The sequence below is a fragment of the Streptomyces sp. NPDC002868 genome, from assembly GCF_055563295.1.
This window is the reverse complement of the sequence record NZ_JBVHDR010000001.1, coordinates 853,956-872,221: the sequence shown is the minus strand read 5'-3', so window position 1 is coordinate 872,221 and position 18,266 is coordinate 853,956. Positions and strand designations below refer to the sequence as shown.

Sequence of the window (18,266 nt, the reverse complement as noted above, 5' to 3'; positions counted from 1 at the left end):
GGGATCAGGCGGTGCAGTAGCGGCGCAGGTACTCGCCGGTCGCGGAACCGTCCGCCTTCAGCAGTTCCGTCGGTGTGCCGGTGAAGACCACCTCGCCGCCGTGCTTTCCGCCGTCCGGGCCGAGGTCGATGACCCAGTCGGCCTGCCGGACGATGTCGAGGTTGTGCTCGATGACGATGACCGTATTGCCCCGGTCCACCAGCCGGTTCAACAGCGCGACGATGGTGTCGACGTCCGACATGTGCAGCCCGGTCGTCGGCTCGTCGAGTACGTAGACACTGCCGGAGCGGTGCAACTGGCCGACGAGCTTCAGACGCTGCCGTTCACCGCCCGACAGTGTGCTCAGCGACTGGCCCAGGGTGAGGTAGTCCAGGCCCACGTCGAGGAGTCCGGCCAGCTTCTGGTGCACCTCGCGCTCGGTGAAGAACTCGACGGCCTGTTCCGCGGGCAGTTCGAGTACGTCCGCGATGGACTTGCCGCGCAGCTGGTACGCCAGCACGTTCTCTTTGAACCTGCGGCCGTCGCACGAATCGCAGTGCGTGCGCACGGGATCCATGTACGCCAGCTCGGTGACGATCTCACCGCGGCCCTTGCACTCGTCACACGCGCCCGCGGAGTTGAAGCTGAACAGGCCGGCCTGCGCCCCGCTCGCCTTGGCGAAGAGCTTGCGGATGGAGTCCATCACGTCGAGGTGACTTGCCGGCGTGGACCGGGAGGACGCCTTGATGGCCGACTGGTCGACGTAGATCGTCTCCGGGTAGGCGCTCATGAAGGCTCCGGCGACCAGCGAGCTCTTGCCCGAGCCGGCGACGCCGGTGACGGCCGTCAGCACGCCGGTGGGAAGACTCACCGAGATGTTCTTCAGATTGTGCAGACCGGCGCCCTCGATCAGCAGGTTTCCGGTCGCCGCGCGCACGGGGTCCTTGACCGAACCAGCCCGGCGCAGGCCGGCACCGGTGAGCGTATCTGCCTCCTTGAGCTCCGTGAACGGGCCTTCGAAAACGATCTCGCCGCCGTGCACACCGGCGCGCGGACCGACATCGACGACATGGTCGGCGATCTCGATGACGTCGGGGTCGTGTTCGACGACCAGGACCGTGTTGCCCTTGTCCCGCAGCTCCCGCAGCAAGTCGTTGAGCCGGCCCACGTCCCGGGGATGCAGACCGGTGCTCGGCTCGTCGAAGATGAACGTCATGCCGACGAGGCTGCTGCTCAGGTGGCGCACCATCTTCAGCCGCTGCGCCTCGCCGCCGGAGAGCGAGGTGGTCTGCCGGTCCAGGGACAGATATCCGAGGCCGATCGCCGAGATCCGCTGAAGGGCCGTGCTGATGCCGTCGGCGATCGGTGTCGCCACCGGATCGTCGATGGTGGCGAGGACATCGATCAGGTCGCTGACTTCCATGCGGGACCAGTCGGCGATGGTGTGAGGGCCGATCTTCGTGGCGAGTGCCTTCGGGTTCAGCCGTGCACCCTCGCAGGCCGTGCAGTCGCCCAGGGTGATGAATCGTTCGACGTTGGCCCGGCCCCGCTCGCTCAGCGAGCTCAGATCGCGCTTGAGATTGGTGCGGGCGAAGCGGGCCACGACGCCTTCGTAGTTCAGTGCCGCGGTGCTGTTCGCCGTGCTCACCGTGACCTTGTCGCCGCTGCCGTGGGTCAGCATGTCCCACTCGTCATCGGTGTAGTCGCTGAGCCGCTTCGCGTTGTCGAAGTGGCCGGAATTGCCGTACAGCTGCCAGTCCATGCTTCCCACCTTGTGAGTGGGAAGCTGGATCGCGCCTTCGTCGAGCGACTTCGTACGATCGAGCATGCGCTCCACGTCGACGCGGCGTGCCTGTCCGAGGCCGTCGCATTCGAGGCACATGCCCTGGGGGTCGTTGAAGGAGTAGACGGAAGGCGGGTTGTACGGCGTGCCATGGCGGGAGAAAAGCACCCGTATGCTCGAGTAGATGTCGGTCATCGTGCCCACCGTCGAGCGGGCGTTGCCGCCGACCGGCTTCTGGTCCACGACGACCGGAGCCGTGAGGTTGCTGATCATGTCCGCGTGTGGCCGCTGGTACTTGGGCAGCTGGTTGCGGATGAACCAGCTGAAAGTACCGTTCAGTTGCCGCTGTGCCTCCACGGCAACGGTGTCGAATACGATGGAGGACTTTCCCGATCCGGATACCCCGGTGAAAACAGTGATTTGATTCTTCGGTAACCGCAGTGTCACGTCTTTGAGGTTGTTCTCACGCGCACCGACAATGAGGATACAGTCTTCATTCTCTCCCATACCGGAACGGTACCGAAAACTAGTCGAGTCGCGCTGCTGGAACGGGCAATTCCGCCATATGAGTTGGGCCGGCGGCGGGTGGGAGAATCGGTCCCGCCGCACCGCCCTTCCTCATTATCGCCTCAGCGGATTGAGCGCGGCCTCGCCGATCTTCGAGCGGAGTTCGGGGTCGGTCACTCCAAGTCCCTCCCCCGGAGCCAGACACAGGACCCCGACCTTGCCGATGTGCTGGTTCAGCTGCACCAGCCGGGCCGCTTCACCCACGTCGTCCAGCGGGTGGACCTCGGAGAGCACCGGTACGAGCTTGCCCAGTCCGAACAGACGGTTGCACTCCGCCTGTTCCATGAGATTGGCCGCGTGGCTGCCGACGATGCGCTTCGAGTGCATCCACAGATAGCGGTTGTCGTACTCGTGTTGGTACCCGGTGGTGGAGCCGCAGGTGACCACGGTTCCTCCGCGACGTACGACGAACACCGAAATGCCGAATGTGGCCCGGCCGACGTAGTCGAACACCACGCTGGGGTCTTCGCCGACCGCCTGGCGAATGGCGCGTCCCAAGCGCTTGCCCTGCTCGATGATCTCGTCCCCTGTGACGGCGGTGCCCACTCCGAGTTCCGACCGGTCGAGGACCACGTCGCAGCCGAGCGCGCGCAATGCACGGGCCTTCTCCTGCGAACCGACCACGCCGATAGGAATGCCGCCTGCCTGCTTGACCAGTTGCACGGCAAAGGCGCCGAGGCCCCCGGTCGCGCCCCAGATCAGCACCACGTCACCCAGCTTGATCCGGGCGCCCTTGTCGCTGATCAGCATCCGGTAGGAGGTGGCTGCCGTGAGCAACGTGCCGGCCGCCTCCTCCCACGTCAGATGGCCCGGCTTGGACAGCAGCTGGCTCGCTTTCACGACGGCGAAGTGGGCGAGTCCGCCGAAGTTGGTCTCGTAGCCCCAGATCCGCTGTTCCGAGCCCAGCATGGCGTCGGCATGCGTCGCCGGCTCGTGGTCATCCACCTGCACGCAGCTGACCACGACGTGGTCGCCGACGCCCCAGCGGCTGACGGCGGCACCGGTACGCACCACGACGCCCGCCCCGTCGGATCCGACGACGTGGTACGGAAGGTCGTGCCGTGCGGCGAAGCCGCCCTGCCGCCCGAGACGGGTGAGGAAGCCGAAGGTCGGCAGCGGTTCGAAGGTCGCCGACCAGACGGTGTTGTAGTTGATGGCACTCGCCATCACCGCCACCAGCACCTCGTCGGGAGCCAGTTCGGGCATGGGTACTTCGCCGACGTGCAGCGACTTGCGTACGTCCTTGTCGGCGACGCCGTCGAAGATGCCGACGTCCTCCATCCGCAGATGTGCCGCTGTGTACGCCGCGGGCAGGGGCGTGTTCGCCAGGTCCTGGGCCGGCGCCCCTGCCAGCACCGCTTCGCTCAAGGCGTCCATGGCTGTCGCTCCTCTCGGGCGGTCCGCTCGGTGCCCGCGCACGGCACGACGCCGGCGGTCACGACGCGGGGGTGTTCTCGTCGAGGTAGCGCTGCCGCTCGGCGTACAGCTCGGATTCGCTCTCGGCCAGCTGCCGCAGCTCCCGGACGTGCTCCTGGAAGTCCGGCTCGGCAACCGCGGCCCGCAGCGCCTGGACGTTCTCCCAGCGGGCGATGTTCACGTAACGCTTCGGGTCGTCGACGTGCCGGGACAGGGTGTAGCCCAGAATGCCCGGCTGCGCCGTCATGAACTCGGCGATGCGGGCGAAGACCTTCTCGAAGTCGTCCGGTTCGCCGGCGACCGTGAACCTGTTGACGAAGGTGACATTGCCCGCGCGGTCGCCCTGGTTGGCCATGGTGGTCTCCTTGTGCGGTGTGAGGATGGCGATCAGTCTTCGGCGGCGCTCTTGAAGGCCGGTCGAGGTCGGGCGGACAGCGCGTGCAGGCAGGCGACCAGGCTGCGGGCCTCCACATTGAGGTAGTGGCTGTGGCGCAGCAGGGCGGACAGCTGGGCCAACGTCACCCACCGGTAGCCAGGACGACCGGCGTCGAAGTCCTCCGCGACCTCCACCACTTGGTAGCGGTTGCGCGCGTGGAAGAACCGGCCGCCCTCCTCCGAGTGCACGGCGTCGAACCGGATCTGCTCCGGGCGCGCGTCCAGCACCTCGGTCAGATACGGCGGGCGTTCGCCGCCCGGCAGCGCGTCGTAGTTCGACGGGGTGCACTGCACAGTGGGAGCGAGTTCGACGACGTCGACGAATCCCGGCTCGGCCTTCGCCTGTACGAGCACCTGCAGCACCCCGTCGGCCTCCTTCACGAGGAAGGCGCACACGCCCTCGTCGCAGGGCTGGATCATGGGCTGGGACCAGGTGCGAACCTCCCGGCCGACGGCCGACACCCGGACCCCGACGACGCTGAAGAACGCGCCGTCGGCACGGGCGATCCTGCCGTCCGCGCGCCGCCAGCCCCCTACGTCCCGCATCGGTATGCGCTCTGCGTGGCTGTCGAGCCCCGAGCGGACCTCGGTGATCCAGCCGAGCAGGGCGCTCATGGTGTGCGGTTCGGCTGCCTCGGGCTCGCAGGACCGGACGAGAGAGGAGGTGAACGGGCTCGCGACCGTGCTGCCGTAGGCACCTGACAGCCCGGTGCCGGCGAAGGGCAGGCAGGACAGCGCGGTGCGGGCGTCCATGTTCACCAGGTCGTCGGCAGCGAGGAGCCGGTGCAGCTGACCGAGGGTCAGCCAGCAGAAGCCGTCCCGCAGTTCGACGTCCCCTTCCACGCGCACCACCATGTTGCGGTTGCGCTTGCGATGGAACCAGGAACCCTGCTCGGACTGCCGGACATCCGCGAGCACATGGTGGCGCGAGGTGTCGCGGAAGTAGTCGAGATAGGGCACCCGCGCGCCGCGGTGCACGCGGGTGAAGTTGCTGCGGGTGGCCTGCACGGTCGGCGACAACTGGAGTCCGTTGTGGTTTCCCGGCTCGATCTTGGCCTGCATCAGGAAGTGCAGGACTCCGTCGAACTCCTTGGCCAGGATGCCGAGTATGCCCACCTCGGGCTGATTGAGGATCGGCTGCTGCCACCTGCTGACAGGGGCCTCCGGGATCCGTACGTCCAGGCCCTCCACGGAGAAGAAACGCCCGGACTCATGCGCGATGTTGCCGGTCACCGGATCGGTGTGCCAGCCGGCGAGCTCGTCCAGCGGGACGACCCGTACCTCCATGGACGAATGCCGTTTCTGGTCGGCGAGCCACTGGTCGAAGCGGCCGAAATCGGGGAAGAGTCCGGACGTCGCCGTTGCGGATCTCGCGATCTGCAGGGGCACGGTGTCCCCGTGATCCTGCCCTCGCAGTCCGGCCGTCGGGAAAAATGTCGTCAAGGCGGGGCTCCCAGGAGTGCCTGATCGCTCGGCAGGGTTTCCCGCCACGGTCGTCCCGGGGGCTCGACGTAGCCTCCAGCCGTGCTCGAACAGTCAGGGCCGGCCGTACCGGCGCCCGCACCGCGGTGCCAGGGCAGGAACCGGGGAGCCGGGCGGGTGGGGACCCGCCCGGATCCGGTCCGGTGGCCTGACGCGGCCTGCGGTCAGGCGCTGAACGCCGCGGCGTTCTCACGCACCCACTGGGCGAAGGTGCGCGCGGGCTTGCCCGTCACCTTCTCCACCGTGGGCAGCACGGTGTAACCGGCCTCGGGCGGGTTCATCCGCATCATCAGGAAGAACTCGATGTCCTCGTCCGAGTAGCCGGTCTGGCGCCACTGCTCGACGATCTCGTCCCTGGACAGCTCGATGTACCGCACCTCGCGGCCGAGGGCCTCGGCAATAGTGCGCACCTTCTCCGGGGGCGTCAGCGCCTGGGGGCCGGTAATCCAGTACTCCTGCTCCGCGTGGCCGTCGGCGGTCAGCGCGACCGCGGCGACGGCGGCGATGTCCGCCTCGTGCACCATGGCGCTCTTGGCCTCGGCGAACGCCTCACGGATGACACCCTCGGTCTTCACGGACTCCGCCCACTCCAGGGCGTTGGACATGAACTCCACCGGCGAGAGGTGCGTCCACTCCAGGCCGCTGGCCTCGATGGCCTGCTCCAGCGGGCTCTTCTCCGTGTCGCCCTTGAGCACGGTCACCTTGCGCACGCCGGCCTTCTGCGCCAGGCCGACGATCTCCGCGCCATTGGTCAGCGGCGAGAAGTCCTCGCCGTTGAAGCTGATCAGGTGCGCGGCGGTTACTCCGTCGAAGGCCTTGGCCAGGCTGGCGGTATCCGCCAGATTGCCGGCCACCGCCTCGGCCCCGGCCGGGAGATTCGCCTTCTGCGGATTGCGAGTGAGTGCACGAACCTGCTGCCCGGAGGCGAGCAGCTGCTCGACGAGGGGGCGGCCGACGTTACCTGTGGCGCCGGCGACAAGAATGGTCATGGAAATCTCCTTCCGTCCTGAGGCAGACGCTAGGAGCATTCGCGGTCAACGCCTGACCGCGTTGAGTGCGAAACTCTCGCCATGTTGGAAACCTCGGCCCGGCTGCTCCGTCTACTCGGCCTGCTGCAGACACATCGGGACTGGTCGGGTACGGAGCTGTCCGACCGTCTCGGCGTGAGCCCGCGGACCGTACGCCGCGATGTCGAGAAGCTGCGGACGCTGGGTTATCCGATCAATGCGATCGGTGGCGTCGGAGGCGGCTACCAACTGGGCGCCGGCGCGTCACTGCCCCCGCTGCTACTCGACGACGAGGAGGCGATCGCCGTGGCGGTCGGGCTGCGCACGGCGGCCGGAGGCGCGGTCACAGGCATCGCCGAGACTTCCGTACGGGCCCTGGCGAAGCTGGACCAGGTGCTGCCGTCGCGGCTGCGCCACCAGGTCAACACGCTCAGCGCGGCGCTGGTGACCATGCCGATGCCCGGCCGTAAGGTCGATCCGTCGACGCTGAGCGCGATCGCCTCGGCGGTGCGCGACCGCGAACGGCTGCGGTTCGACTACGAGTCGTACGACGGGGCGCGGACCGTGCGTGACGTGGAGCCATACCGGATGGTCCTTGACGCGCGGCGGTGGTACCTCTTCGCCTGGGACACACAGAGGTCGGACTGGCGGAGGTTCCGGGTCGACCGGCTGACGATTCGCATTCCCATGGGACCGAGGTTCAGCCCGAGGCCGCTTCCCACCGAGGATCTGGCGAGCTACTTCGCCACGGGCCGGAACACCGCCCAGTTCCGCTACCGGGCGGTGCTCACCATGCATGGATCGGCGGTGGAGGTGGCCGATGAGGTTCCATCCACGCTCGGGTCGGTGGAACCCATCGACGACGAGACATGCCTTCTGCGGATCGGCTCGGACAGCCTGGACCATCTGGCGGTGTGGGTGGCCGCGTTCGGTTTCGATTTTGTGGTGCACGAACCGCCCGAGCTGGTGGAGCACCTCCGGACGCTGACCACACGCCTTCGGCGGGCGGCCTGGCCGGAGGGTGACGACTGCCCCTGAGGCCTGTCCCGGGCCGGTCAGGCCCGGGCGGGCAGAGCGGCGACGGACTTGGCGCGCTCCAGCACTGCGGCCTCCGCCATCTGGAGGGAGGTGGCTGCCTTCTCCAGCTCCTGCGGGTCCTCGGAGGTGTACGGCGTCACGGTGTAGGACGCGGTGATGATCTCCAGCTGGTAACCGAGGACCTTCTCCAGGACCGTCCGCAGATACGGCCCGCAGTGGTCCATCGCATGATCGGGCGAGCCGGGGCTGTAGTCGCCGCCGTAGGCCAGCACCACCGTGGCAGGGCGTCCCGCGAGGGGGTTGGCACTCGGGTCGTAGGGCAGCGTACGGCCCATCAGCAACGACTGGTCCAGCCACGCCTTGAGGTGCGAGGGGATGGTCCAGTTGTGCATCGGCGCGCTGATCAGCAGCGCGTCCGCGGACAGGATCTCCTCCACGAGTTCGTCGTGCAGCGCGGCTGCCGCGCGCTGGCTGTCGGTCTCCGGCTCGTTGAGAAGGGTGACGACCGCGTCGGTGTCCAAGTGGGGTACCGGGGCCGCGGCGAGGTCGCGGTGGGCGACCGTCGCGTGGGGCTGTTCCTTGCCCCACACCTCGCGGAAGGAACCGGCGAGCTTGCGCGACACGGAGTACAGCGAGGGCGAAGAGTCGATGTGCAGCAGCTGGGCCACGGGATACCTCTCATGAAGGGCGATGAACGCCGTGCGGTGGCGCTCGTGGTCGACGCATGGTGCGGTACCGCGCTCGAACCTGGTCAGAGTGCGGCTTGCGTGCGGGGAGGGGTCACATGCGGACGCCGACGAAAAGACCGCGCCCGGACAGCACGCCAGGGACGTACTCGGGCCGCAGACCGGCCTGTTCGAAGGCCGTCTCGTACTGCTTGCGGGTGAAGAGCATGGCGCGGTGCACTTCGCACACGTGCCGGACGCCGTCGCTCGACGAGGCCAGCAGGTAGTGGACCTGCATCTGCGACGTATCGCCCTCGCGAACGGTGTGGGCGACCCTGGCGATGGTGGTGCCCTCCCACTCAACGACATCGCTGGACACCCAGCGGTCGACATAGGTCTCGGGGAACCACCACGGCTCGACCGCCACCACTCCCCCGGGCACGACGTGCTGGGCGAAGCAGCTGAGTGCTTGGTTCAGCTCGTCGACGGACTCCACATAGCCGATCGAGGCGAACAGGCAGGTCAGGGAATCGAAGGTGCGGCCGAGGCTGAACGAGCGCATGTCGCCGATGTGCAGCGGGATGTCCGGCACATCGGCTCGTGCGATCTCCAGCATCGGCTCGGAGAGATCGACGCCCTCCGTCGGACCGATGAGTTCGGTGAACGGTTTGAGATGTCCGCCAGTCCCACAGGCCACGTCCAGCACGGAGGAGGCCCCCGGGAAACGCTGGCGGATCTGTTCGGCGACCACCTCGGCCTCCGCGAGATAGTCCTTGCCCCGCGCGGTGTGCTGCGCGTAGTAAATCTTCGCCGACTCGGCGCCGTACATACCAACTCCTCCGTTGCGGCGGTGGTGGTGCCCAGGTCCCTGCAGACTCCCCCTCCGCCGTCGAGCGCCGCTGGAACCCGGCCGGGGCTTGAGCGAGTCCCGATCGAGGCGGTCCACGATGCCGTCACGCAGTGCTTGGTTCTTGAGCGAAGGAAGCGAAGGAAAGGACACCATGTCCGCAAACGGCAGGGTCGTCGTCCTGGGCGGTACGGGTTTCCTCGGGCGGCATGTGTGCGTGGCCCTCGGCGAACGCGGCTTCGACGTCGTCGTCGTGGCCCGCAGGCCGCCGGTCGACGCCATTCCCGGGCGGTTCCTCGCACGCGACCTCGTCCAGCTGTCGCCACAGGAGTTGGCGAAGGAACTGGACGAAATCCGGCCCACGGTGGTCGTCAACACCGTCGGCAGTATCTGGGGGCGCACCGATGAGCAGATGTGGAAGGCCGCCGCCGTCCCGACGCTGCGTCTGCTGGACGCGCTGGCGCTGCTGTCCGAGCGGCCCCGGATGGTCCATCTCGGCTCGGTGCTGGAGTACGGCCGGATGAGGGCCGGCAGTACCGCGGGAGCCGCCACTGTGGCGCGGCCGACCAGTGCGTACGGCCGGGCGAAGCTGGCGGCGACGCAGGCGGTGCTGGAGCGGATACACGCGGGCGAGCTGGAGGGCATGGTGCTGCGGGTCAGCAATCTCGCGGGCCCGGGCAGCCCGGACGTGAGCCTGCTCGGCCAGGTCGCCGGCCAGCTCCTGGCGGCGGGCGGGCGCCCGGCGGTGGTCATGCTCGACCCCCTGCTGGCCCACCGCGACTACGTGGACGTCCGCGACGTCGCAGACGCCGTGGTGGCCGCCACGGCGTCGAAGGTGTCCGGCGAGCTGGTCGACATCGGCAGCGGCGAGAGTACGCCGGTGCGGGCCATGGTCGACCTGCTGATCGAGCGCAGCCGGCTGCCCGCCGCCGTCGTGGAGCGCAAGGGGTCGGGCAAGCAGCACTCCACCGAGACCTGGTCGCGGGTGGACATCGGACCGGCCGAGCGGCTGCTCGGCTGGCGGCCACGCAGGCCGCTCGCCGATGCGGTGGAGGCGTACTGGCGCGAGTTCATCGAGCGACAACACATCACGACGCAAAAGGGAGAGCCGTCGGCATGACCACTTATGTCTGGGACTATCTGCCGGAGTACGAGGCGGAGCGCGAAGATCTGCTCGACGCCGTCGACACGGTGTTCCGCTCCGGCAATCTGGTGCTCGGGCCCAGTGTCGGCGGCTTCGAGCGCGAGTTCGCCGATTACCACGGGGTGGCTCACTGCATCGGAGTGGACAACGGCACCAACGCGGTCAAACTCGGCCTGCAGGCCCTGGGCGTCGGCCCCGGGGACGAGGTGATCACCGTCTCGAACACCGCGGCGCCCACGGTAGTGGCCATCGACGGCACCGGGGCCACACCGGTGTTCGTCGACATCCGTGAGCAGGACTTCCTCATGGACACCGAGCAGGTGGCCGCGGCCATCACACCGCGCACCAAGGCCCTGCTGCCCGTACATCTCTACGGGCAGTGCGTCGACATGGCGCCGCTGCGCGAACTCGCCGACCGGCACGGGCTGGTGATCCTGGAGGACTGCGCCCAGGCGCACGGCGCACGTCACCACGGCAAACCCGCGGGCACCATGGGCGACGCGGCCGCGTTCTCCTTCTACCCGACCAAGGTGCTGGGCGCCTACGGCGACGGCGGAGCGGTGATCACCTCGGACGACGAGATCGAAGCCGACATGCGGCGGCTGCGCTACTACGGCATGGAGAAGACCTACTACGTGGTGCGGACCCCCGGGCACAACAGCCGTCTGGACGAGGTGCAGGCGGAGATCCTGCGCCGGAAGCTGCGCAGACTTGACGGCTACATCGCCGGCCGCCGCACCGTGGCGGAGCGCTACGAACAGGGTCTGGGCGATCTCGCCGACCGGGGTCTGCTGCTGCCTGCCACGAACGAAGGCAACGACCATGTGTACTACGTCTATGTGGTGCGGCATCCTCGGCGGGACGAGATCATCGAGGCGCTCAAGCGCCACGACATCTCACTGAACATCAGCTATCCCTGGCCAGTGCACACCAATTCCGGCTTCGCACACCTCGGGTACGGCACGGGATCGCTGCCGGTCACCGAACGGCTGGCCGGCGAGATCTTCTCGCTTCCCATGTATCCCTCTCTGTCAGCCGGCCTCCAGGACAAGGTGATCTCAGCCGTACGGGAGGCCGTACTCGCCCTCTGAGTCACACATGACGGCAGGGCCCACCCCGTGCGGGGTGGGCCCTGCCGTCCTGAGGGCTTCAGACGAGCGCCTCGATCGCCTTGATCACCTCCGCCGGGGCGGGCAGACCGGCGATCTCGTCGGCGAGCCCGCGTGCACGCTCCCGGTAGGAGGTGTCGGACAGCAGCTTCGAGATCTCGGCCGCGACGTCCTCCGGCGGCTCGTGGTGCGACGCCATGGTGACCGAGGCCCCGTATTCGTCCACCCGGCGCATCGGGATCGCCGAGTACTGGATCTCCGGGAGGACCAGCTGCGGGACCCCGGCGCTCAGCAGGGTCATCACCGTGACGCCACCGCCGTGATGCACCGCCACGTCCGTGGTCGGCGCGATCACGTCGAGGGGTACGAATCCGGCCTTGACGTCCGGGTATTCGGCACGGATCTGCGAGGCGAGCGGTTCCGACGTCGCCACGACGACCTCCACGTCGCCCTTGCCCAGCAGCGGGTTGTCCAGCAGGGGCCGGAAGAAGTCCATACCCAGCGCCGGGATGAACACGCTCCGCGAGCCGGACGTGATCAGCACCCGGGGACGGTCGCCCTTGGCGTACATCCACGGCTGCAGCGGGATCTGCGGGTTGCCGGCGGTCCAGCGCATGGGCTGCGCGGGTTCGGCGTGGTCCGGCCGCACGCTGGGCGGAGTGATGTCGACGAACATGTTCGGGTCGGGGATGGCGTCCAGACCGAACCGGGAGAGTTCCGGGCGCAGTTCATCTGTGGCGCCCTGCCAGTCGACGTCGGTACGGTCGTAGATGGCCCAGGTGTGGCGGACCATCGGAAGACCGAACCGGTGGGCGACCAGCGGGCCGGCGAAGTTGTACTCCCCGCCGATCACCACATCAGGCTTCCACCGCTCGGCCAGCTCCTCCGTACCCTGGAGGCTCGCAGCCGAGAGACGGGCGAAGCCCCGCCCCGCGAAGTCCATCTCCTTGTCCTCGGAGGTGGGCATCGCCAGCCAGTTGCCCTCCCTGTCCTTGAGTATTGCGTCCGCCATGCCCAGCTGGGTCACCCCACAGGCGGGCAGGCCGAGGCCGTTGATGAGGTCGAGGTTCTCCTCCGGCGCGGCCACGATGACGTCGTGGCCGGCCGTCCTCGCCGCCGACGCGAGCGGCGCGCTGGCGTGTACAGGCGCGGCACCGCCCCCGGCGATGAACAGGAATCGCATGGTTTCTCCTTAGCTCATCAAGGACCGGGGGCCACGGCGGGCGCCGTGCCCGGCGGCCCACGGATTACTGACTCACGGCCTTCTGGTACCGGTGGATGGCCATAGGTACGAAGATCGCGAGAATGAGGGCCACCCACAGGAACGACGCCAGGACCGGGTTCTGCAGCGGCCATACGTCCGGGTCGGGCCGGCGCATGGCGTTGCCCAGACCGGTCAGCGACATGAGGACGATCACCAGGAGGTTGTTGACCGCGTCGCCGTTGGTCCGGCCGAGGTCCAGACCGTCCAGCGCGGTATTGGTGCCGGAATTCCCTTTCAGCCCCTCGGCGACGATCGCATTCGGCACTACTCCTCCATCACCCTCAGGCGAGTTCGCGGTGGAACCCCCATGGCTTCGGTCGGGGCGCTCGACACGGTAGGCCCGTTCGCGGCCAGCTTTTGTCCCCGATTGCTCGGCAGCCGCAGATAAATCGCCGTCGTCCCCGGGATCGGGCCGGTTCCCATTCTCCGGTCGGCGCACTGGACAACAGGTCGAATACCGCCGGACCGGTAGCCGAAGTACGACCCCTGGCGGTGGCCGTAAGTCGCGCTTCTCCCCCCGGAGCGCATACGGGTGCATGCAAAGCACAGGCAATGAACGGCCCATGCCTCGGCTGCCGAATCGCATCCGATCGATCATCCGGAAAGCGGCGAAAAGCAGCCATCGAGCAGCTGGGAAAGCGGGCATCCGCAGGGCCGACGTCCACGTCACGGCACCGGTCGAGGCGGAATCCAGGCCACCCATAGCGCCGGCCCTCAGCGTATCGGCACGGCGCATCCCTGCAGCGTGGGCGAGAGAACTGGCCACCGCGGGACCGCCCCCACCCACGTGTTGCTGTCTAAGCGGTCCGCCATGGACCGGGAACGGATACCTGACGATGACGAGTCGGAAACTTGGCGTTCTCACCCTCGCCGGCGTGCTCGGCCTCACTCTCCTGATGCCGCAGGCCGCCGGAGCCGTCACCACGCCCGCCGCTTCGCGGGATGCGGCCGTCGGCACGCACCGTGCCGCTCCGATCGGCGTGTGGACCGGCACGGTGACCTTCCCAACTGGTCAGGTCGAGGCCACGATGTCGTTCCACGCGAACGGGAAGGTGTGCCTGCTGACCCCACCCCCCGGACCCGATGGCGGCGTCGAGGGGCAGGGCACCTGGCAGAGCACCGGCACGAACACCTTCACCTTCAAGGTGACGGAACGATTCTTCGACGGCGCGGGCACAACTACGGGCTATCTCCGGGCCACTCACAACGCCACCCTGCGGAACAATGTGTTCACCACGGTGGGTGACGGGGCCTTTTACGACGCCGACTGGAACGAGCAGAACACCTTCACCGCCACTTCCAAGATGCGCCGGAAGAGCAGGACGGTGTCCTGCTGACCCATCGGGCCTGGCCCGTCAGCCTGCGGTCGGCTGGTCCCGGACGATCGTCCGGGATTCCGCCCGCAGGCGGCCGTCCACGCGCACCAAGACATCGGTGACGGCGTAGGTCGACTCGAACCGGACTCGGCCTTCCGCCTCGGTGAGCGTCACCAGAGACCCGTAGGCCACGGTGATGGAGCCGTCGTCGGCCTCGTTCATCAGATAGTTGTCGTTCCAGTGACGGACGACGACGTCGCGGTAGCGGGGCAGCGCCTGGCGGGCATGGGCGAGCATCGCGGCCCTGCCTTCCAGCTTCTGCCCGCGGTGGACATGGTGAGTCACGCCCTGCTCGGTGAACGTGCCGACGTACGCCTCGATGTCCTGCGCGTCCAGCAGACTCATCTGCTGTGCGTAGTACCGCAGGACCTCCACATACAGGTCAGCGCCTACCTCCGCCATCCGCCGTCCCCATTCCTCGTCACGATGTGTGCCGGCATGCCCGGGTCGTCGACCGTCAGGTCGTCCCGGGGTGTTCCCCATCCGGATCCGGATGTCACGACAGCCGGGACTTGCGGCGTCCGGTACTGCCGTACCAGCGGCGATGCGTCCAGGTCGAGTTCGGAACGCAGCACCGCCTGCTGCAGGTTCTGCAGCCGGTTCGAGGGCTCGACTCCGAGCTCCGCGTTCAGGGTCTCGCGCAGGGTCCTGAACACCTCCAGGGCCTGAGACTGCCGGCCGGCCCGGTAGAGGGAGACCATGTGGTGGGCGCAGAGGTTCTCATGCATCGGGTGTTTGGCGGTCAACACCGTGAGCTCGCTGAGCACGGCGTAGTGCCGACCGAGCCGTATGTCCACCCCTATACGGCTTTCCAGCACGTTGAGCCTGCTCTCATCGAGCCTGGCCACCTCGATGCTGAGCGGCATACCGACCCGTACGTCGGCCAGCGCGTGCCCCTGCCACTGGGCCAGCGCCATGCCGAGGTACCTGGACGCCGCCTCGTATTCGGCGTCCTCGATGGCCCGGTTGCCGGCGTCCACGAGCTGTTCGTAGACGCGTACGTCGACATCCTCAGGTGCTATGTCGAGCAGGTAGCCGTCGAAGCGGGTGACAAGGACATCCTTGGCCCTGACCCGTGAGCCGACGGGCAGTGCGGAGTCGATCAGCCTGCGCAGCTGGAGGATGTAGGTCTGCAGTGTCGTCCGTACGCTCATCGGGGGGCGGTCACCCCACAGTTCCTCGATGAGCGTCGGTACGGAAACGATGCGCCCGGCGCTCAGAGCGAGCAAGGCCAGGACTTGACGAGGCTTAGCGGCGGTGGGCGTCACCGACCGTCCGTTTAAAGTGGCGTTCAACTCTCCCAGAAGACGTATACTCACGAAACTCCCCCACGAAATGGAGTGCATCTTCCATACGGTCACCGTCAGACAGTGGCGAACTTTCCACAGGTAACATCATCGCTCGGCTCAAGCGACGAGTGCCCTGTATTACGCACCCCCTGATCTGTGCCCTGCGGTCAACAGGACCAGTTGCGTCAGCCTATGTACGCTTTGACTGCCTGGTCAACCAATCTGCTCGAACAGCCAATCAAGCCGCTCGAATAATCAACTAAACGCTCCGCATATTCAGCCACACAACTTGAATCTGACTAGACCCGTCTGGTTATGGGCACCTTGAGCAGCGCCGCAGGTGGTGGCCCGGTGAGCGCAGACAGCCCTACGGAAGCACGGAGTCCCTGGGCCCGCGCCCGACCGGACCGGGTGCGGGCCCAGCCGCGGGGGTCGCCGCGCGTCAGTAGTTGCCCAGCCCTCCGCAGACGTTGAGCGCCTGGGCAGTGATGGAGGCGGCGGAGTCCGTCACCAGGTAGCCGACCAGGCCGGCGACCTCCTCAGGTGTCGAGTAACGGCCCAGCGGTATCTTGGCGTTGAACTTCTCCAGCACCTCTTGCTCGCTGATCTCCCAGTGGGCGGCGTAGCCCTGCCGTACCCGCACAGCCATGGGCGTCTCCACGTAACCGGGGCACACCGCGTTCACCGTGATGCCCCGCGCGGCCAGCTCGAAGCCCACCGACTTGGTGAAGCCCACGACCCCGTGCTTCGAGGCTGTATATGGTGCGGCGAACATCACACCCTGCTTCCCGGCAGTCGAGGCGATGTTGACGATCCGCCCCCAACCGGAGTCGAGCATGCCGCCGGCCCGCAGCACCTCTTTGGTCACCCGGAAGACGCTGTTCAGGTTGGTGTTGAGCACCTCGAGCCACAAGTCCTCGTCGAGGTCGGCGGTTTCCCCGCCGCCACCGCGGCCGGCGTTGTTGACGAGGATGTCTATCCGGCCGAACCGGTCGGCCGCGGCGGCCACCGCGGCACGGATCTGCTGGGTGGAGGTGACGTCGCAGGAAATGCCGTCCGCCTCGAAGCCGCCGTCGCGCAGCTCGTCCACCACGGCGGCGACGTTCTTCTCGTCGCGTGCGCAACCGAAGACGGTGATGCCCTGGCGGGCGAGGGTGCGGGCCGTCGCGAGGCCGATCCCGCTGCTGACTCCGGTGATGAAGGCAGTTTTCTGGCTGGTCATGATTCCTCTCTCTGGTCGCGGCACCGTGGGTGCCCGGGTACCGGGTCAGGCGGCGCAGTGCGGCAGACGGCCGTGGAACTCGACCATCTCCCGGAACGAGGAGGCCACGTCGATCCGCTCGCCGGGCGCGAGGCCGTCGAGTTCGGCGTAGGCGCGGTGCAGATTGCCGACAAGACGCTCCGGGTCGACAAGGGCGGCGTAGGGTCCGAGGTCTGCCGCCCTGGCCGACTCCAGCGCGGACCGGCCCGCCCGCCTGCCGTCCTCGGCCAGTTGGCGGATCCAGCGCAGATACGACTCGGTGGCTTCCAGCATCTCCGCGTTCCCGGCGGGACCGTGGCCCGGCACAACGATGTCCGGGCCCAGCTTCCGCAGTTCGGCGAGGGCCCGCAGCGATCCCTCGATGGACCCCATCAGGACGTACGGTGTGACACCCGACCACACGACGTCCCCGGTGAACAGCACCTTTCGCCGCGGCACCCAGGCGACGACATCGCTCGCTGTGTGCGCAGGGCCGACCTGTGCCAGTTCGACGGTCAGCTCCCCGAGCCGCAGGGTGAGGCGGTCCTGGAACGTCACGTCGGGCAGGGTGAGTTCGGGTTCGCCCCAGTCGACGTCGGGCCACAGATGGCACAGTGCGAGGCCCGCCTCCGCCATGTCGGAACGGGTGAGTTCGTGGGCGATCACACTCGCCCGGGGCACGAACTGGGTGTTGCCGAACACATGGTCGCCGTGAAAGTGGGTGTTGACCACAGCATCCGGTCCCCCGGGCGCGATGCGCTCCACCTCCTCCCGGAGGCGACGCGCGCGCGCCTGGGTCGCCACGGTGTCGACGAGCACGGCCTTGCCGCCCGAGGCGATCAGCCCGGCGTTGTTGAGACACCACCCGCCGGGAGACTGCTCGTACGCGTACACGCCCTCGGCCAGCTCGCGCAGTTGAGGCAACGCCCCTGTTGTACCGCTCTCGCTCCCTCTGCTCGGAGCCACAGCCATCACACGGCCTCCGAGAAACGCTGGAGTGTCTCGCCGGGGCTCGGCCCGTCCAGCGCCTTGAAGATGCGTTCCGCGTCCGCGCCGTGCTTGTCCAGGCGGACATGGGCCAACTCCACACGGGTGGTGCCGGGCCCGGCGGGGGTGAAGACGACCTCTATCTCGCTGGCGCGCTCGTCGTCCGGAATGGACTGCCAGCGGCCGTCGATCCGCCACGTCAGCCGCAGCCGGAACGGGGGCTCCCACACGAGTACCCGGCCCCAGTCGATCTCGAGGCCGTCGACATCCCACTCGTAGTACCGGCCGCCGGCCCGCGGCTCCATGGCCAGACCGGCGCGGGGCCGGGTGACCAGTACGTGCGACGGCGGCCACCAGTCGGCCATCCGCTCGGTGAACACCTCGAAGCAACGCCGGGCATCGGCCTTGACCTCGATCGACTTGCGTACATCGGGAATTGGACTCTCCGGCATGGCCATCCTTCCGCACGGATGCTGAGTGAGTGCGGCCACCGTCATCAGTGCAGCTCGATCTCGTGTGGAGCACGGCTCGAACCCCGCTCCCCCGCATTCCAACTTGCCTGGACCACGAATCGAGGGGCAGCACGCACGCTGGCGGGCACGCACGGTCCGTCCCGAGTGGTGCCGCAGCGGCACGTC

General features: G+C 67.8%; 18 protein-coding genes. 4 read left to right on the top strand and 14 right to left on the bottom strand.

Features of this window, described 5'->3' with window-relative positions; all coding sequences use genetic code 11:
* Positions 1–4: 4 nt before the first annotated feature.
* From ACZ3H8_RS04055 to ACZ3H8_RS04035, 5 genes are all read right to left on the bottom strand, one after another.
* The gene (locus tag ACZ3H8_RS04055) at positions 5–2,269 is read right to left on the bottom strand and encodes an ATP-binding cassette domain-containing protein (protein ID WP_467397051.1); all 2,265 of its coding nucleotides are present in this window, start codon (positions 2,267–2,269) and stop codon (positions 5–7) included.
* A gap of 114 nt (positions 2,270–2,383) precedes the next feature.
* The gene (gene ccrA, locus ACZ3H8_RS04050) at positions 2,384–3,706 is read right to left on the bottom strand and encodes a crotonyl-CoA carboxylase/reductase (protein ID WP_467397049.1); all 1,323 of its coding nucleotides are present in this window, start codon (positions 3,704–3,706) and stop codon (positions 2,384–2,386) included.
* Positions 3,707–3,764: 58 nt separating this feature from the next.
* Positions 3,765–4,100, bottom strand: coding sequence for an antibiotic biosynthesis monooxygenase family protein (locus ACZ3H8_RS04045; protein WP_467397046.1), 336 nt, complete (start codon positions 4,098–4,100; stop codon positions 3,765–3,767).
* Between the two features lie 32 nt (positions 4,101–4,132).
* Positions 4,133–5,623, bottom strand: a complete 1,491-nt coding sequence (locus ACZ3H8_RS04040; protein ID WP_467397044.1) for an NDP-hexose 2,3-dehydratase family protein — start codon at positions 5,621–5,623, stop codon at positions 4,133–4,135.
* Between the two features lie 203 nt (positions 5,624–5,826).
* Positions 5,827–6,651, bottom strand: a complete 825-nt coding sequence (locus ACZ3H8_RS04035; protein ID WP_467397042.1) for an NmrA family NAD(P)-binding protein — start codon at positions 6,649–6,651, stop codon at positions 5,827–5,829.
* Between the two features lie 81 nt (positions 6,652–6,732).
* Between ACZ3H8_RS04035 and ACZ3H8_RS04030 the strand changes: the two genes are divergently transcribed.
* On the top strand, positions 6,733–7,707 hold the full coding sequence (locus ACZ3H8_RS04030) for a helix-turn-helix transcriptional regulator (RefSeq protein WP_467397039.1): 975 nt from the start codon (positions 6,733–6,735) through the stop codon (positions 7,705–7,707).
* Between the two features lie 17 nt (positions 7,708–7,724).
* Here the strand turns inward: ACZ3H8_RS04030 and ACZ3H8_RS04025 are convergent, their stop codons facing one another.
* Entirely contained in the window at positions 7,725–8,375 is a 651-nt protein-coding gene (locus ACZ3H8_RS04025) for an FMN-dependent NADH-azoreductase (RefSeq protein ID WP_467397037.1), read from the bottom strand.
* A gap of 112 nt (positions 8,376–8,487) precedes the next feature.
* A complete protein-coding gene (locus ACZ3H8_RS04020; protein ID WP_467397034.1) occupies positions 8,488–9,201 on the bottom strand; it encodes a class I SAM-dependent DNA methyltransferase in 714 nt (237 codons plus the stop codon).
* 172 nt (positions 9,202–9,373) lie between these two features.
* On the opposite strand from ACZ3H8_RS04020, the gene ACZ3H8_RS04015 reads away from it, so the two are divergent.
* Positions 9,374–10,339 carry an NAD-dependent epimerase/dehydratase family protein gene (locus tag ACZ3H8_RS04015; RefSeq protein WP_467397032.1) on the top strand — a complete coding sequence of 322 codons (966 nt, stop codon included), beginning with the start codon at positions 9,374–9,376 and terminating at the stop codon, positions 10,337–10,339.
* Complete coding sequence (locus tag ACZ3H8_RS04010) at positions 10,336–11,454, top strand: DegT/DnrJ/EryC1/StrS family aminotransferase (protein ID WP_467397029.1); 1,119 nt, start codon at positions 10,336–10,338, stop codon at positions 11,452–11,454. Before ACZ3H8_RS04015 ends, ACZ3H8_RS04010 begins: the two co-directional genes overlap by 4 nt.
* Positions 11,455–11,512: 58 nt before the next feature.
* Here ACZ3H8_RS04010 and ACZ3H8_RS04005 read toward each other — a convergent pair whose 3' ends face one another.
* Together ACZ3H8_RS04005 and ACZ3H8_RS04000 are read right to left on the bottom strand one after the other, a co-directional pair.
* On the bottom strand, positions 11,513–12,655 hold the full coding sequence (locus tag ACZ3H8_RS04005; protein ID WP_467397027.1) for a glycosyltransferase: 1,143 nt from the start codon (positions 12,653–12,655) through the stop codon (positions 11,513–11,515).
* 64 nt (positions 12,656–12,719) lie between these two features.
* On the bottom strand, positions 12,720–13,001 hold the full coding sequence (locus ACZ3H8_RS04000) for a hypothetical protein (protein WP_467397024.1): 282 nt from the start codon (positions 12,999–13,001) through the stop codon (positions 12,720–12,722).
* A gap of 571 nt (positions 13,002–13,572) precedes the next feature.
* Between ACZ3H8_RS04000 and ACZ3H8_RS03995 the strand changes: the two genes are divergently transcribed.
* Complete coding sequence (locus tag ACZ3H8_RS03995) at positions 13,573–14,073, top strand: hypothetical protein (RefSeq protein WP_467397022.1); 501 nt, start codon at positions 13,573–13,575, stop codon at positions 14,071–14,073.
* 18 nt (positions 14,074–14,091) lie between these two features.
* Here the strand turns inward: ACZ3H8_RS03995 and ACZ3H8_RS03990 are convergent, their stop codons facing one another.
* From ACZ3H8_RS03990 to ACZ3H8_RS03970, 5 genes are all read right to left on the bottom strand, one after another.
* Positions 14,092–14,514 carry a nuclear transport factor 2 family protein gene (locus ACZ3H8_RS03990; RefSeq protein WP_467397020.1) on the bottom strand — a complete coding sequence of 141 codons (423 nt, stop codon included), beginning with the start codon at positions 14,512–14,514 and terminating at the stop codon, positions 14,092–14,094.
* A complete protein-coding gene (locus tag ACZ3H8_RS03985) occupies positions 14,502–15,341 on the bottom strand; it encodes an AfsR/SARP family transcriptional regulator (protein ID WP_467397017.1) in 840 nt (279 codons plus the stop codon). Before ACZ3H8_RS03985 ends, ACZ3H8_RS03990 begins: the two co-directional genes overlap by 13 nt.
* Positions 15,342–15,843: 502 nt before the next feature.
* Positions 15,844–16,623, bottom strand: coding sequence for an SDR family NAD(P)-dependent oxidoreductase (locus tag ACZ3H8_RS03980; RefSeq protein WP_467397015.1), 780 nt, complete (start codon positions 16,621–16,623; stop codon positions 15,844–15,846).
* 45 nt (positions 16,624–16,668) lie between these two features.
* A complete protein-coding gene (locus ACZ3H8_RS03975; RefSeq protein WP_467397013.1) occupies positions 16,669–17,613 on the bottom strand; it encodes an MBL fold metallo-hydrolase in 945 nt (314 codons plus the stop codon).
* A complete protein-coding gene (locus tag ACZ3H8_RS03970; RefSeq protein ID WP_467397010.1) occupies positions 17,613–18,080 on the bottom strand; it encodes an SRPBCC family protein in 468 nt (155 codons plus the stop codon). Before ACZ3H8_RS03970 ends, ACZ3H8_RS03975 begins: the two co-directional genes overlap by 1 nt.
* Positions 18,081–18,266: the final 186 nt, after the last annotated feature.

Excerpts from the sequence above, each read along its gene's own strand:
- ACZ3H8_RS04055 (WP_467397051.1), bottom strand. The coding sequence starts at position 2,269 with ATGGGAGAGAATGAAGACTGTATCCTCATTGTCGGTGCGCGTGAGAAC.
- ccrA (WP_467397049.1), bottom strand. The coding sequence starts at position 3,706 with ATGGACGCCTTGAGCGAAGCGGTGCTGGCAGGGGCGCCGGCCCAGGAC.
- ACZ3H8_RS04045 (WP_467397046.1), bottom strand. The coding sequence starts at position 4,100 with ATGGCCAACCAGGGCGACCGCGCGGGCAATGTCACCTTCGTCAACAGG.
- ACZ3H8_RS04035 (WP_467397042.1), bottom strand. The coding sequence starts at position 6,651 with ATGACCATTCTTGTCGCCGGCGCCACAGGTAACGTCGGCCGCCCCCTC.
- ACZ3H8_RS04030 (WP_467397039.1), top strand. The coding sequence starts at position 6,733 with ATGTTGGAAACCTCGGCCCGGCTGCTCCGTCTACTCGGCCTGCTGCAG.
- ACZ3H8_RS04020 (WP_467397034.1), bottom strand. The coding sequence starts at position 9,201 with ATGTACGGCGCCGAGTCGGCGAAGATTTACTACGCGCAGCACACCGCG.
- ACZ3H8_RS04015 (WP_467397032.1), top strand. The coding sequence starts at position 9,374 with ATGTCCGCAAACGGCAGGGTCGTCGTCCTGGGCGGTACGGGTTTCCTC.
- ACZ3H8_RS04010 (WP_467397029.1), top strand. The coding sequence starts at position 10,336 with ATGACCACTTATGTCTGGGACTATCTGCCGGAGTACGAGGCGGAGCGC.
- ACZ3H8_RS04005 (WP_467397027.1), bottom strand. The coding sequence starts at position 12,655 with ATGCGATTCCTGTTCATCGCCGGGGGCGGTGCCGCGCCTGTACACGCC.
- ACZ3H8_RS03995 (WP_467397022.1), top strand. The coding sequence starts at position 13,573 with ATGACGAGTCGGAAACTTGGCGTTCTCACCCTCGCCGGCGTGCTCGGC.
- ACZ3H8_RS03990 (WP_467397020.1), bottom strand. The coding sequence starts at position 14,514 with ATGGCGGAGGTAGGCGCTGACCTGTATGTGGAGGTCCTGCGGTACTAC.
- ACZ3H8_RS03980 (WP_467397015.1), bottom strand. The coding sequence starts at position 16,623 with ATGACCAGCCAGAAAACTGCCTTCATCACCGGAGTCAGCAGCGGGATC.
- ACZ3H8_RS03975 (WP_467397013.1), bottom strand. The coding sequence starts at position 17,613 with ATGGCTGTGGCTCCGAGCAGAGGGAGCGAGAGCGGTACAACAGGGGCG.
- ACZ3H8_RS03970 (WP_467397010.1), bottom strand. The coding sequence starts at position 18,080 with ATGCCGGAGAGTCCAATTCCCGATGTACGCAAGTCGATCGAGGTCAAG.